14 protein-coding genes are annotated in these 15101 nt (G+C 43.1%); all 14 read left to right on the top strand.

The window, feature by feature from the left end; all coding sequences use genetic code 11:
* Nucleotides 1-71 precede the first annotated feature (71 nt).
* The 14 genes from LRM44_RS01520 (at nt 72) to LRM44_RS01585 (ending at nt 15100) form a co-directional block, all read left to right on the top strand.
* Entirely contained in the window at nt 72-2492 is a 2421-nt protein-coding gene (locus LRM44_RS01520; RefSeq protein WP_243804335.1) for an RCC1 domain-containing protein, read from the top strand.
* An 8-nt stretch (nt 2493-2500) separates the two neighbouring features.
* Entirely contained in the window at nt 2501-3196 is a 696-nt protein-coding gene (locus LRM44_RS01525) for an LPXTG cell wall anchor domain-containing protein (protein ID WP_243804337.1), read from the top strand.
* Between the two features lie 59 nt (nt 3197-3255).
* The gene (locus LRM44_RS01530; RefSeq protein ID WP_243804339.1) at nt 3256-3900 is read left to right on the top strand and encodes a hypothetical protein; all 645 of its coding nucleotides are present in this window, start codon (nt 3256-3258) and stop codon (nt 3898-3900) included.
* 103 nt (nt 3901-4003) lie between these two features.
* Nucleotides 4004-4993 (top strand): WxL protein peptidoglycan domain-containing protein, encoded by a 990-nt coding sequence (locus LRM44_RS01535; RefSeq protein ID WP_243804340.1) that lies wholly within the window; start codon nt 4004-4006, stop codon nt 4991-4993.
* Between the two features lie 28 nt (nt 4994-5021).
* Entirely contained in the window at nt 5022-5708 is a 687-nt protein-coding gene (locus LRM44_RS01540) for a LiaF transmembrane domain-containing protein (RefSeq protein ID WP_243804342.1), read from the top strand.
* Nucleotides 5709-6011: 303 nt separating this feature from the next.
* Nucleotides 6012-8921: an isoleucine--tRNA ligase gene (ileS, locus tag LRM44_RS01545; RefSeq protein WP_243804343.1), complete on the top strand. Its 2910-nt coding sequence runs from the start codon at nt 6012-6014 to the stop codon at nt 8919-8921.
* 87 nt (nt 8922-9008) lie between these two features.
* Nucleotides 9009-9743, top strand: a complete 735-nt coding sequence (locus LRM44_RS01550; protein WP_129744450.1) for a hypothetical protein — start codon at nt 9009-9011, stop codon at nt 9741-9743.
* Nucleotides 9744-9868: 125 nt separating this feature from the next.
* On the top strand, nt 9869-10057 hold the full coding sequence (locus LRM44_RS01555) for a hypothetical protein (protein WP_129744451.1): 189 nt from the start codon (nt 9869-9871) through the stop codon (nt 10055-10057).
* A gap of 95 nt (nt 10058-10152) precedes the next feature.
* Nucleotides 10153-11424 carry a TIM44-like domain-containing protein gene (locus tag LRM44_RS01560; protein ID WP_243804345.1) on the top strand — a complete coding sequence of 424 codons (1272 nt, stop codon included), beginning with the start codon at nt 10153-10155 and terminating at the stop codon, nt 11422-11424.
* An 8-nt stretch (nt 11425-11432) separates the two neighbouring features.
* Nucleotides 11433-12260 (top strand): sugar phosphate nucleotidyltransferase, encoded by an 828-nt coding sequence (locus LRM44_RS01565; RefSeq protein ID WP_243804346.1) that lies wholly within the window; start codon nt 11433-11435, stop codon nt 12258-12260.
* Between the two features lie 41 nt (nt 12261-12301).
* On the top strand, nt 12302-12979 hold the full coding sequence (locus LRM44_RS01570; protein WP_129744454.1) for a Fic family protein: 678 nt from the start codon (nt 12302-12304) through the stop codon (nt 12977-12979).
* An 80-nt stretch (nt 12980-13059) separates the two neighbouring features.
* Nucleotides 13060-13365 carry a 50S ribosomal protein L21 gene (gene rplU / locus LRM44_RS01575; RefSeq protein ID WP_129632343.1) on the top strand — a complete coding sequence of 102 codons (306 nt, stop codon included), beginning with the start codon at nt 13060-13062 and terminating at the stop codon, nt 13363-13365.
* 95 nt (nt 13366-13460) lie between these two features.
* The gene (locus LRM44_RS01580) at nt 13461-14225 is read left to right on the top strand and encodes a ParA family protein (RefSeq protein ID WP_129632346.1); all 765 of its coding nucleotides are present in this window, start codon (nt 13461-13463) and stop codon (nt 14223-14225) included.
* On the top strand, nt 14222-15100 hold the full coding sequence (locus LRM44_RS01585) for a ParB/RepB/Spo0J family partition protein (protein ID WP_129744455.1): 879 nt from the start codon (nt 14222-14224) through the stop codon (nt 15098-15100). Before LRM44_RS01580 ends, LRM44_RS01585 begins: the two co-directional genes overlap by 4 nt.
* The last annotated feature ends 1 nt before the right edge of the window (nt 15101 follow it).

Genomic DNA, 15101 nt, shown 5'->3' on the forward strand with positions numbered 1-15101 from the left:
TTTGCTTGCTTTATGCAAAGTGCTTATGGTATATTTATGATGTATATTTATGCTCAATTTATACCACCACTATGGAACATAATAGAACTTTATCAATAATAAAAGACCGTAAAGCCAAGAGATTTTTTATTCTTGGCGGTTTTATTGTTGTTAGCGCAGCCTTAGGATTTATGCTTTTGAGTTCTCAGCAAAGTCGTGCAACTATTCCTAGTGGTGGCAAGCAGGTTGAAGTGGAACAAGTTTCTTATCGATTGTACGAATCGTCCAATAGTATTAATCCAGGCAGTCCGCTTGCAAATACCAACACCGTTGCCACATTACCAAAAGTCGGCGCCGATTTTCGGCTGAGGGTTGGTCTTCAAAATAAGAGTGCATATTTTAAAAAATTAGCTGAATACGGAAGCGGGTATGAGCATAACTGCGCCATTATGTCGGATGATAGTGTTTATTGTTGGGGTAATGGTCAGTATGGAGTTCTTGGTACTAATTCAACCACCTCATCAACGACTCCAGTGCCCGTATATACACAAGATGTTCTCAATGGGAAAACTATCAAACAGATTACCACTGGTTATTATCATACTTGTGTAATCGCTTCTGATAATAAAGATTATTGTTGGGGCTATGGCTTAGCTGGAAGGCTAGGGAATAGTGGTATAGTTCAGAGGAATGCTCCATATCCAGTTATAGAGACCGCGACCACAGTCGTTTCTCAAATTGCTGCGGGCAATGAACATACTTGCTCGCTTAACTCGGAGAGAAAATTGTACTGTTGGGGTAGAGGTATAAATGGAGAATTAGGTCGTGACGTATTCTTAGGCTCAAACACACCAACGGCGGTTAATATGAGTAACTTTGGGACGGAATCGGTTAAACAGGTTGTTGCAGGAGATAAATTCACGTGCGCTGCGACGGTTGAAGGCAAAGCATTTTGCTGGGGGTCTAATGCTACGGGAAGGACTGGAGTAGGACTTGCTACTGGTAAAACTCAGTATCCTACTGAAGTCAAAGGTTTTAATGGAAAAAAAGTTGAGTCAATATCTGCTGGTGATTCACATGCCTGTGCTGTTATTTCTGGCGGTCAAGAAGTGTATTGCTGGGGAAAAAATGACAAGGGTCAGTTGGGCGTTACGGCAATGGGCTATAGAAATACTGCTTCAAGAGTTCCTTTTGGCAGTAATGTCCTTTCTGGAGGAAAGACTATTAAAAATGTTTACGCTGGCGGCGAATTTACGTGTATGGTATTAAATACTGGCGAAATTTATTGTTGGGGTGACAATTCTAAGGGTCAAATGGGTAGTGGGGTGGCTACAGGATTTTTGCCCTCCCCTGTAAAAGTGAATGTTTCATTTACGAGTTCTGGTGAAACTTCCATGTATGTAGGTAAAGACTTTTTATGCGCCTTACGTACGGGTGAGATGTATTGTTGGGGTAATAATAACAAGGGTCAGGTAGGAAATGGTCAGTCGAGCAACAGTCCTGTCACGAGCCCTACGCTAATAGCGCCTCCAGGGGGAGCTATTGAATCTGCGTCAATGAAGCTGCGTGTCGAATATGCAAAAAAGGGCAGCGCAGCAACTTGTTCGGCGGTAAGTAGTTCAGATTGGCAAGTCGTGACCGGAGCGTCAAAACTTGCTTATTCTGTGAGCGGTCCCGCTGACGGCACTAATATCAATAGTAATTCATCTGATCCGGAATTACCGGCAGGAGCTATCGCTTCTCGACCTCAAAGCCTGGTGAGAAAAAGCGGAGCGGCTGGAACATTTACGAATGCGCAAAAAATATCTGCTGGCGAAATGGGCGTGTGGGATTTGGCGCTTGTTGATAAAGGACTCGACAGGAATGAAAGTTATTGCGTCCGCGTAGCAACCGATACGACTGCCGCTCCTGGATCTAGTATTGATAACTACACAATGTATCCAGAATTTAAGACTGCTCCTGGGTCGTTAGACATTCGTTTTAGGGATAATGCTGGCGCTACAATTACGGATACCGGTACGAAGTTTGACAACTCGACTATGAGTAATAGCAGTGTAGCTACCAGCGCTTTCTTGTCCAACTCAAGCTCGAAACAAATTGAAGTGACAAATACACAGACCAGTTCTGGGTGGAGCGTTGTGTTGTCGGCATCTGACGGCGCGACCGCCAAGTGGAAGCGAACTGGCGGCACAGAATCGTATATGTTCAACGGCACTAATGGCGATCAGGGATTTCTGTCTGTCAATTTTGGCACATCATCTGTCTTAGCTTCGGGTAGTTCATTGAGCGGGTCAACTTGCCAAACATCAGGAATATCAAAGGGCGTTGATTCTCAATTTAAGGTAGGGACTGCTACGGCTAACGGCGTTACATTGATGAGCAGTAGCGGGTCAACTGGTCAATTGGGGTGCGCATTTTTACTACAGAATGTTCGATTAAATCAGACTATTCCAGCATATCAAAAACCAGGAACTTATGAATTGCCAATGACATTAACGGTAACAGCGCAATAGGGTTGAGTATGAAAAATAGAGTAAAAAAATTATTCATTGTCATAACACTACTAGCTATTTTGGGCAGCCCTTATTCGGCTTTTGCGAACTCGTCGGCTAATTCTAATTTGTCACAAGTGATTACTGACTGTACTCGCGATTCTCTGGAAACAGGTAGTCAGATGAATGAGTCAATTTGTCCGATTTTTCCGCCAAAATTCTCTAAGTTTGATTTGGTAAATGGGAAAGATCTGCTGGTGTATGGCGTTTATGATGCGGTGCATACGGTAGCTAATCCCGCGACAGGTCAGCACGATTTGAAGGTTGAGTTCGGTGGTCGGACTTTTGTTTTGGGGCGGGATAGCGAGCTTAAAGTTAACGGAAATATATGGGTGTTGGATTTTTCAAATTGGCAGAATAATCATCCAGGTGATAATTTTATGCCGCCAGCTCCAGAACACACTTATAACGGTCGCGTTACAACTAAACTGAAGGCTGATGTGACATCTCCGGAAGTAGTGCGGTTTGCTGATTTTTCATTCACGACTCCGAAAAAAACCATTGAAGATGTTATTGTTATTCCAAAGATTGTTAAAGAGATAAGTAAGGCTTTGGCTAATACGGGAATTAATTTATGGACGATTATGGCTGCTGGCATTGGTGTAATTGTTGCGGCGTTCATTATGTTATTTATTGTTAAAAAACAGAAAAAGAGGGATGAATGAAAAAATAACCACAGTAATTATTAGCATAATAAATTAAATCAATTAAGTAAGGAGAAAAAATGAAGAAATTAGCATTATTAATCATTGCGAGCGTAGGTGTAGTTGGTCTATTGGGATTGTACAATATGACGAATTCCTCTGTTGCTAATGCCGCAACTACCGCTAACTCTAAACTCTCTCAGACAATTAATCCTGGAGTCTTGAGTACTGACATTCGTAATTCAAGTAATGTCGTGGTTAATAATCCAACATTTTCTATGGCAGCTAAAACCGTATCGTTTTCGCAACAGACTTCAACTGGAACATTTGGAGATAATCAGAATCGTATTTATGTTGAAAATCCGGGTGCCGCAAATAATGGCTGGACTCTGACTCTAAATGCTCTTCAGCCAGGGTCTGGTGAATGGCGTTCTGCTGGATCTGACACTTATAAATATAATGCTAATGCTACTACTGGACAATTAACAGTCAATCCTTCGGCGGGAACAATCACTCCAGTAATTGGCTCGGGTACTGGCGTATTAAAAAACGCTGCGACTGCGTTTAGTGGAAGTAATCCAGTTAGATTAATGACAGCCTCAGCTAGTGCAGATAAAGTTTGGGCTGGCTATATTACGGGCATTGGATTGACTCAGGCTATTCCAGCTTCTCAGCCAGCTGGCACATACACTCTCCCAATGGTTCAGACTGTCACGGCTATTTAATAAAAAGGCTTAGATTATTGAGCGAGAATAGACATTCTGATGAGTGTCTATTCTTTTATGTGTGACATTGATATAATAAGCATAATAGGCTTTAAGGAGGGATATGAAGAGTTTGTTATGGAGTAAGGTTATTGGAGTGGCGGTGCTTGCAGGACTGATTTTGCCTGTGTCGGTGTCTGCTAATGGTATTGGTGGTCGACCGGCAAATCCTGATCCAAATAATCCCAGGACAAGCTCAATTTTCATCTATAATCTTTCTGGCGGCGCTTCGAAATCTGACCAATTGTATGTCCAAAACGGGTCTGATAAAGAAGAAACGATTGAAGTTTATTCGGTTGACGGCACAGTTACAACGACTGGCGATATGACCTGCAAGGAGAAGTCGGAGGATAAAGTTGGTGCGGGCAAGTGGGTTTCTGTCTCTAAGAAAGAGGTGACTCTTGGCGCGAACGAGAACACGCTTGTTGATTTTACGGTAAATGTTCCAAGCAAAGCAGATGTTGGCGAGCATAATGCATGTATGGTTGTTCAGCGGAAGGTTAAACAGGTGTCAAATAATGCTGGCGGCATTCAAGTTCAGACTCGTCAGGCTATTCGTATGGCGATAACCGTTCCTGGCGATATTCACCGCGACGTGACGATTGAGAAGTTTAATGTTAAGAATTCTAACAGTAGTCAATTGTATGAAATTGCCTTAAAAAATTCTGGCAATGTGTCGGCTGATGTTGACGTAAAGTTGGTCGTGAAAGACCCGATGGGGAATGTTGTCTATAAAAACGGTGGCGTGAATGCAATGATTGCGAATGAAACGCGGCAGTTTAATTATGATAGCAATTTGGCGCCGTTTTGGGGTGGAAAATATAAGGTAGAGTTGTCGATTTCCTATAAAAAGAAGGCTGGCGAGTGGGGAATTAGCCAGGATAAAAATGAGCTAATCACCAAAACCGCTGAGCCAAAAGAATTGTTCTTCTGGCCATCAACTACAGCGTTAATGATGATTGGCGGTGGAATACTTTTGTTCATTATTTTGATAGTGATAATTGTCATAAAATCAAAACGGAACAAAAAAACTGTTCAATTTAAAAAGCGTTGAGTTTATAAAAAAGTGATAGAATAGTTGTATGAAGAAAAGTTCTCTGATTAGAGCGTTTTTGAGCATTGTAATCGTGGCGCTCGGCGGGGTTTTACTATTGAAAAACCTCGAAGTTATTAACATTAGCTGGGATATTTTCTGGGGTACGGTTTGGGCTGCAGGATTTGTATTGTCTGGGCTGGTGAATATATTCAATTATCGAAATAAAACGTCATGGATTTGGGGATTATTACTGGTTGCGATTGGCGTTCTGATTGGCGTCAATTCTTACGGAATAGTTGATGTTAGTATCTGGAAGGTATTCTGGCCTGTAGTTTTGATTGCTGCTGGTTTGACAATGATGTTTAATACCAGCCCTAAGGGTGTTAAGCGCTCCAAAAAGCTGGACAAAGACAACGCAGGTAGTGAGAAAATTGCTTGTTTTTGGGGCGAAGAAGACGCTGTAAAAGGTGATTATACTGGCGGTTCGTTGGTTGCGATATTTGGTGGCGTGGATTTGGATTTGCGTCAAGCAAAGATTAAAGACGGTTCTGTAATTGAAATTTTTACATTTTGCGGTGGCGTTAACATTACTTTGCCAGACGATGTGATTGTTAAGAACGAAGTGCGCGGATTTTTGGGTGGAACTGATGATAAAACTCTACCTAAAGATTCTGCCAAAAAGACTCTATATCTGAAGGGTGAGTGTATTTTAGGCGGTCTGGAAATTAAATAAAGTTCTTGGGATTTTGATGAAAACGCGCTACAATAGCAGTAGGGCGTTTTCGCGTATGTTGAATTGGCGTGAAATGAGCGGTTATCAGCCGTGAAGTCTGCGGGAAGAAATCGGCATAAAGTCGAGATTAGAACCTGCCGTGAGCTTGCGTAAATAGCAAATAAAGAGCTGAAAGAATCACTTCTTTTGGAATCGAGATGGTACCGTCCGCATAAAACACCCAAGCGGATTCTCGAAGTCAAAAGAGGTGATTTTTAATTGAAAATAATTGTCGAAGATCTAAAAAATAAAGGAGGCAATATAATGAAATTCAAACATGGAACACGTCGTCGAGCTGCAGAATATGAGAAAGATTGGGTGCAGCGATGGAAAGAGGATGACACATTTAACAAGTCGATCGCGCAGCGTCCTGCTGATAATTCTTGGGTTTTTTATGACGGTCCTCCGTTTTTGACGGGAACGCCACACCACGGACATTTATTGGTCAGTACTGTGAAGGATACGATGGGACGATTTCACACGATGAAAGGTCAGCGAGTTGAGCGCCGTTGGGGCTGGGATTGTCATGGGCTGCCAGCAGAGGTTTACGTCGAAAAAACGCTAGGCATTTCTAATAAAAAAGAGATTGGCACAAAAATTAGCGTTTCAGATTATGTCAAGGAATGTCGAGCAGCTATGGTTCGAACTGGCACCGAATGGGAAGACACGATTGAGCGAATTGGTCGTTGGGTCGAGTTTAAGGGCGCTTATAAAACCATGGATAATAATTACATGGAATCTGTTTGGTGGGCGTTCAAGAGACTTTACGAAGAAGGTAAAATCTACGAAGGTGAAAAGATTTTGGTCTATTGTACGAAGGACGCGACGCCAATTTCTAAGAGTGAAGTGGCTATGGAGAATAGCTATCAAATGGACACCGACCCGAGCTTATTCGTTTACTTTAAGCTGGAAGATGAGGATGAATATTTGCTTGCGTGGACGACAACGCCGTGGACTTTGCCGGCAAATATGGTCTTGGCGGTAAATCAAGACGTTGATTATTCTTTGGTGGCGTACGGCGATAAAAAGTTTTACGTTGCAAGTGACCGAGTCGAGAAAGTTATGACGGACGAAAAGCACCAGCCGCTGGAATATTCAATTGTTAAGACGATTAAAGGTTCTGAATTGGTGGGCAAGCGATTTGAGCCTTTGTTTGAAAATCGTGGGCCGGCTGCGCATAAGATTCTTCACGCAGATTTCGTGACGACTGATGATGGTACGGGAATTGTTCATATTGCGCCAGCTTACGGTGAGGACGATTATGAATTGTGCCGAAAAAATGACGTTCCAGTGCTATCGTTAGTTGATGGTGATGGAAATTACACAGAAGGCAGATGGCTGGGTCGTAATATTTGGGAAGTGAATAAAGAGATAGCGAAGACTTTACTGGAAGAGGGTCGGGCGCTGAAAATTGAATATATTCGCCACGAATATCCGCATTGTCATCGATGTGGCACGAAATTGATGTACCGTGCTCATCCAAGTTGGTTTATGGATGTTCAGAGCCAGAAAAAGGAAATGTTGGAGGCGAACGAGCAGACAAGCTGGACGCCAGATAATCTGAGGACTGGACGATTCCATAACATCATCGAGCAGGCGCCGGATTGGAATTTGAGCCGCGATCGTTACTGGGCGACACCAATTCCAGTGTGGAAGGGCGTGAAAAATGATGGCACGGAAGTGGTGAAGGTGATTGGTAGCTTTGCGGAATTTGAAGAAGTTACGGGCTGCAAGTTGGACGATTACCATTTGCCGCAAGTTATGGACGTTACGTTTGAGTGCGACGGCGCAGAAATGCATCACATCGGCAAGGTTTTGGATTGTTGGTTTGAGTCTGGCTCGATGCCATTCGCTCAATTCCATTATCCATTTGAGAACAAGGAAAAATTTGAAGCAAGTTTTCCGGCTGACTTTATCATTGAGGCGATTGACCAGACGCGTGGCTGGTTCTATAGCTTAACGGCGGTAAACGTGGCTTTGTTTGGTAAATCTCCATGGAAGAATTTGATTTGTACTGGATTTATCAATGCTGCCGACGGTAAAAAAATGAGCAAGAAGCTAAAGAATTATACCGATCCGATGGAATTGATGAATAAGACTTCGGCCGACAGCTTCCGATTCTTGATGCTTTCAAGTCCACTAACAAATGGCGAAAACTTTGCCTTGGCGGATAAGGATGTGATGGATGTAGCGCGTAAGCTTGGTATGATCTGGAACATGTACGACTTCTTCACGATGTATGCTGAAGTTGACGGCTGGGAGTTTAACGGCGATTTGTCAGATCCGCTTCACGATTTAACAAATCCGTTGGATATTTGGATTGTGTCGAGGTTGCATCAATTGATAACAGAGGTCGAGCGAGGTCTTAACAACTATAATCTACAGGACGCAACCAAGCCGATATTGCCGTTCTTAGACGACGCAAGTAACTGGTATGTTCGACGTAGTCGTCGCCGCTTCTGGAAATCTGAAGATGACGGTGATAAAAATGACGCTTACCGCACGCTCCATTACGTTTTGGTGCGACTCAGTTATATGTTAGCGCCGTTTACGCCATTCTTAGCGGAAGAATTGTATCATAATTTGACGGGCGATAACGAGTCGATTCATCTTAAAGATTGGCTGCCGGCTGGTGAAATAGACAATTCAATGCTTCGCGACATGAATGCACTGCGTACTGCGGTGAATGATGGCTTGTCGAAGCGCGCATCGGAGGGAATTAAGGTGCGTCAGCCGTTGGCGTCTGTGAAACTTATCAACACTATTTCTCAGGATACGCCAGCGGAAGTTGCGCAATTCTTGATTGATATCGCTAAAGATGAATTGAACGTAAAATCGGTTGAAATTGTTACAGATTCAGAGTCTGAGTCGGCGCAACCGAGCGTTGTTTATGACTTAACAATCACTCCTGAGCTAAAGCGCGAAGGTTTGATGCGTGAAATCGTTCGCCATGTCCAAAGCGCGCGCAAGCAGGCTGGTCTGCAGATAGATGATCGAATTGTATTGAGTATTTCTAGTGACGATTCTGAAATATCTCAAGCTGTTAACGCTTTCGCTGACGTCATTAAATCTGAAACGCTCGCCGTGGAATTGAATTTTGTGATCAATGAATCGGAAAAATATGACGCCAAAATCGAGGGTAAATTGGTAAAAATTTCCCTGAAAAAAGCTTAAAAAACCAAGTTATAACGTCTATGCTTGCAAAAGTCAAGGGCAGCTAGTATAACAAGTTCATAGCATAATAATTTGAAAGGATAAGCTATGACTAACTTAATTAAGGTTGGAGCTATCGCTGCATTGGCTACCGTTGGCGTAATATTCGGCAACGTAACCGCATCTGCATTAGAAGCTAATCCGCCAGCTGCACCAAAAATAACAATTTCCACCGCTCAGTATAAAGGTGAGAAAAATATAATTAAGTTCGAGGGCGTTGCGAACGACCACTATCGATTCGTGCTAACGAATGGCACAAATAAGATTCAGCTGAAAAGTCCTATTCGTCAAGAATTGATGCAGGGCAGTGAACTGTCGATTGAGGATTTGGTGAAGAAGTATTACTCAAGTTCTGCCGATTCAATCCCATACGATACTCCTATTTCAATTGACACATACTGGTTCGACAAAGAAGGTAATTACGATAACTCATTGCGCCAAACTGTCGCATTGACTGTTGGTGGTAATCTGACAAAGGCTGTGAAGTTGAGCCAGACATCGGCAACATTGAAAAACCCAGAAAGTTTGCCGGAAGCTCCTGCTAATCCAGATCCAGCTACTCCAGAAAATCCAGTAAACCCTGAAGCTTCAACTGAATCGGAAAACGTTAATATAGCGACTACTCCAGTTCTAGTAGAATCAACCTCAGTTCCAGCTTCTCCACGCAAAGAAGCTAAGCCTACCGAGACTTTAGCTGAAACTGGCGCGAGTGTATACTCAGTTATTGCCGCTGCTATTACGGCAATTACCGCTGGCGGTGCTGCAATTATTAAGCGATCGTAATTTTGTAGATTCTCATAAGAATTTCAGTAAAAAATATCCTCCTCTTCATGGGGAGGATATTCTATTGACTTTTAACCGTACTTATGCTAATATATCACTGTTAATTGATAAAAATAAAAAAAGTTATGCAAAATTTATTCAACAAATTATTCGGTAGTAAAATAGGGTTTTCGCCAATCGACCCGCTGGCGGATGGGCTTGCTGAGGAAATTATTAAAGAGCAGCGGGAGCCGCAGGCGATTCGTCTGGATGCCGACGATATAGAGGATATTCGTAAGTTTTGGTCTCGTGCGGATGGCGATTTTGACAGATAATAGTGTATAATTAGCTCATGTTAATTGAGTCTTTAATGTTTTTTGCTCGAGCCGGCGGAGGAGGGTCGGGCTCTTCTGGGGGATCCTTAATTTTGATGCTACCCGCAGCTGTATCGGGCGGTGTGGCAGGCTTTGTAAAAAGGAAGACTAGATCAAAAATAGCAGGCTTCTTGGTGGGCGTTGCTGTTGGACTAGTTTTTAGCTTACTGTATTTAGCCGACTTAATGTGGTTCATATGTGCAGTTATTTCTACTTTTGTGGGGGCCGCTATCTCTGTATTTGTTGATAAGCTCAAAGTATTTCGCCAAAATAGTGAGGCGGCTACTAATACAGTTCACCAAGCTTCCTCCGCTGATTCGTTATGGCAGCCAGATAATCTTACTAATTACGCTAGGCAAGTTTTCGAGAGGTTTCAGTATGATTGGAGTAACTTAGATTATGAGTCAATTCATAAGTACACGACACAGAGATATTCAAATCACATTGGACTAGTAATGCAGGCTTTGCGTCAAATGGGTCGTAGGAATGTCGTCGATAACGTGCGGATAAATGAGGCTATTTTTGCTGACGCGCATGACGATGCTAATAATCAAAGCGATCGGGTGAGTGTAGCATTTTTGGCGGAAGCAGACGATAGGCTAGAGGAGGTTGCTACAGGTAAGAAAATCCGAAGTACTAACGAAGAATTTGCAGAGAAGTGGAACTTTGTTCGTGAAGGCAATGAGTGGAAGTTAGATGGCATAAATCAGCCGACTGAGGACGTTAATACATTAGTTGGCTCGCTGAATAAGTTTGCTAAGGACAATGGTATGTATTTTAGTCTGGATTGGGGTAGGCTGCTTCTTCCGAAGGGTGGTAACTTATTTTTGCCGCGCTATTTTAGCTCTGCTGACGTAAATAACCATGTTATTGGCATTTGGGATGGTGGCATTCTTGTTCAGCTTTATACTTGTGTGCTTAAAAATGGCAATGGATTTACGGACGAGGGTAAAAACAAAGATGAGGTTAACTATCTTATCGGTCAGATTATGCTACCCAAATCTTACGGTGGAATTTTGGTCGACAGGGATGATAATAGCATTTTTAGGAAGCGGATAATATCGCCAATTGGCTATAAGAAAATTGAAATGGAGTGGGGAGATTTCAATAAGCGCTATACCATTTTTGCCACAAACGAAGATCAGGCGGCGAGCTTTGAGTTATTAAATCCGAGTTTTATGGCGTGGCTGTATGACCAGAATATAAAAGCTAACATTGAAGTGATGGACAATATAGTTATTCTATATGCCCGGGTTTCTTCTGATGAAAAACGCTATGCGGAAATGTTGGAGATTTTAAGAAGAGCTCACAAAGAGCTGAAAATGTAGGAGGTGCTATGATTACTAAAGCTATTATTCCGGTCGCTGGTTGGGGAACGCGAATGCTGCCGATTACCAAATCTATCGAAAAGTGTATGTTGCCAGTTGGTACTCGTCCAGTGATTGATTATATTATGCAAGATGTTGTGCGAGCGGGCGTGAAGGATATTTACTTCGTAGTTGGTGAGCAGAGTACGCAGGTGCAGAGCTATTATCGATCGAATATTCAATTGAACGATTATTTACGTCGAGCGGGCAAGCAGGACAAGCTTCCTCTGGTGGCGCCACTTCGCGACGTCCGAATACATTTTTTAACCCAACCGGGAACTGGTGGTTATGGCACAAGTATTCCAGTTGGTCTGGCGAGCGAATTTATCGAACAGGGTGAGTCGGCTTTTGTGATTATGGGCGATCAATTCTTTTGGCGCGGCGACGGCGGTTCGAACGCGGCTGATTTGGCGGAGCTAGTGGAATCACGCGGATTGTCGGCTGGGCTATTAGGAAATCCTGTCGAAGAGGAATTTATTCCGCAAACAGGGATTATTGAAACTGACAATCAGGGCAATTTTGTGCGAATAATTGAAAAGCCAAAATTGGAAGAAGCTCCAAGTAACCTCAGCAATTCAAGTTTTTACGTCCTGAACAAAGAGATTTTTGAGTTGGCGCGAACTTTGCCGGCAAACCCTAAGAGAGGTGAGTTTGAGCTAACGGACGCGATTAATGCGTACATCGATAGCGGCGGTGTGATTGTTGTTGGCGAGGCCAAGGGTGAATATATGGAATGCGGCTCACCGAGCGGTTGGCTGAAGGCGAATAACGCTATGGCGAAAAACGCTACCTGCTAACTTGACTATATCGATTTTTTGTGCTATTATATAGTCTATACATGGAAAAACATCCAAAACAAACAACTATGAACGGAGTCGAAATTAAGAATCCTGGCGAAGTGTTGTCTGCGGAGGGTCTTAAGAATCTTGTAGCTGAGGCTGGTATTGATGGCTCTACGCCAAAAGAGCGGGCAGATCAATTTAAGAATGTTAGCCTTGAGGATTTTGCTGGGCTTATTGATAATATTAATAGGGGAGTTCAGGGGTCTGCTGATTCATTGATTTTAGAAGATGGCGTTATGAAAATAGGCGACAAGGAAACTATACCTGTTGAGTACCGCTACGAGGTGATGAACGAATTGATAAGATTGATAAAAGAATCTTCTGATGATGTTAATCCAGAGCGGCTTGGTGATGTGGCTGCACTTGGTATTGTGCTGCTTCATCCATTTCAGGATGGAAATGGCAGGACGGCTCGAATTGTAGGTTCCATATTCCACAAGGAATATGATGATGATGGATGGGAGAATAATTACGGTATAGTTTCTGAATCTCGAGATGTCGCAAGGGCGCGCGGCGGTTTTATGATTAATGGCTATATTCCATATCTGCCCGAAGGCAAATCCCAGTCAAATCCAGAAGACGTCATTGCGTATTTAGAAAGTCTGCTGTCGTCCGAACATAAAGATGACAGGTTGTATACTGGTCCTTTTGGTCAAGCTCCGCTTTATAAGTAATTGCTACTGATGTGTACTTGATTTTATTGCTAGTTTTTGATAGAATTATTAGAGTTAATTCATAATAATTAAGGAACGAAATGAAAGCAGTCGTAAAAATCTCTGGCAAACAATATCTTGTCAGCGAAAAAGAGTCCCTCTTGGTGGATCTCCTCCCTGAAGGCACAAAAGAACTCACTCTCGACGCACTTTTAGTGATTGATGGTGATAAAATCAAGGTTGGTACGCCAACTGTAAAAGGATCTAGCGTTAAAGCTAAGGTCGTAGAAGCGGAAGTTAAGGGCGACAAGCTTCGCGTTATCCGCTACAAGAGTAAGAAGCGTGTACATAAAGAAACTGGTCATCGCCAGAAGTACACGAAGATTGAAATTACGTCAATTAAATAATCTGAAGAGCCGCTTTCGCAAAGGAAGCGGTTTTTTGATGTCTGTTATTTATGTTCTGCTCATGCTATAATTAAGGCAGGTAAAAAGGGGAACGAATGACAAAAATCATTGCGGTGACAAATCAAAAAGGTGGCGTCGGCAAAACAACGACGTCGATTAACGTGGCGTATTTTTTGGCAAAAGCTGGCAAGAAAACATTGTTGGTGGATTTTGATCCACAGGGTAATGCTACCAGTGGACTTGGAATAGATAAACAGAATTTGGGCGCAACAATATCAGAGGTGATTATGCGACAAATTGACCTGGCGAATATCATATTGCCGACGGAATATAAAAACTTATCAATCGCTCCAGCCACACCTCATTTGGCGAATACAGAAGTGGAGTTGGCGCAGGCGCAGGGAAGGTTTGTTCGCTTACGAGAAGCTTTACAAAAGGCGACGGATTACGACTATATTATTATTGACAGTCCGCCGAGCTTGAGTTTGTTGACGGTCAACGGTATGATTGCCGCTAATTACGTATTGCTTCCAGTTCAGGCGGAATTTTATGCTCTGGAAGGGTTGGGGCAGCTTTTGGAAAGTATGAAATTGATAAAGAAGGGGCTTAATCCACCTCTGGAATTATTGGGCGTTTTATTGACGATGATGGATTCCAGGACTACATTATCTGGGCAAGTTCACGCTGAGGTTAAAAAATATTTTCCAGATAAGATTTTCAAGAATAGCATTCCGCGAAATATTCGCTTGGCTGAAGCCCCTAGCCATGGCGCGCCAGTTGGAGCATACGATCGTTTCTCAAAAGGTTCTCGGGCTTATAAGGCGCTAACGAAAGAAATTATAGAGAGGGTGGAACGATGAAAAAAGGTTTAGGTAGAGGTTTTGGGTCATTGATTCCAACCAATTTGATCGATGAAACGTTCGATCCGACAGCGCAACAGGACGTGAAAGTTTCTCATTTGAGAGATATTGCTATTGATCAAGTTGTCCCAGATCCAGATCAGCCGCGTCGTTTTTTTGATGAGAATGCTTTGAATGAGTTGACGGAATCGGTGCGCGAGCACGGCGTGGTTCAGCCGATTGTTGTGACGCCAAAAGGCGATAAATATCTGATAGTGGCGGGCGAGCGACGCTGGCGTGCGGCGAATAGGGCGAATTTAACAGAGGTGCCGTGTATCGTCAGGAGTATGAGCGATCAAAATCGCCTGGAGGTCTCTTTGATTGAAAACTTGCAACGACATGATTTGAATGCGCTTGAAACTGCGACTGCTTATCAAAAATTGCGCGATCAATTCAATATGACGCTGGAGGAAATTGGCAAGCGTTTGGGCGGCAAATCTATAAGTGCGGTCAGTAATACGTTGAGGCTACTGAAATTGCCGAAGTCTGTGCAGCAGGCGTTGTTTGAGGGGCGATTAAATGAAGGGCAAGCAAGGCCTCTAATCGGTTTGCCTGATGACGCCGCGGAAGATATTATGGAGCGAGCTATTCGCGAGGAGTGGTCAGCGCGACGAATTGAACAAGTGGTGACGTTATGGAAGCAGGCGAAGGCTAGTCCAATCGAGAACAAACGCCGCCCAGCAGATATGCCTCACGCAGATGCTATTGAAAGTCTTTCAAAGCGATTTGGAACAGGGGTAAAGATCCGTACAAACGGCCGTGGAGCCGGTCAGATTAGTATCAAGTTTAAGGATAATCTTGAATTTGAACGAATAAGAGAATTACTCGAAAAATAAT

The sequence above is a fragment of the Candidatus Nanosynbacter sp. HMT-352 genome (genome assembly GCF_022819385.1).
In the GTDB taxonomy this organism is placed as follows: Bacteria; Patescibacteriota; Saccharimonadia; order Saccharimonadales; family Saccharimonadaceae; genus Nanosynbacter.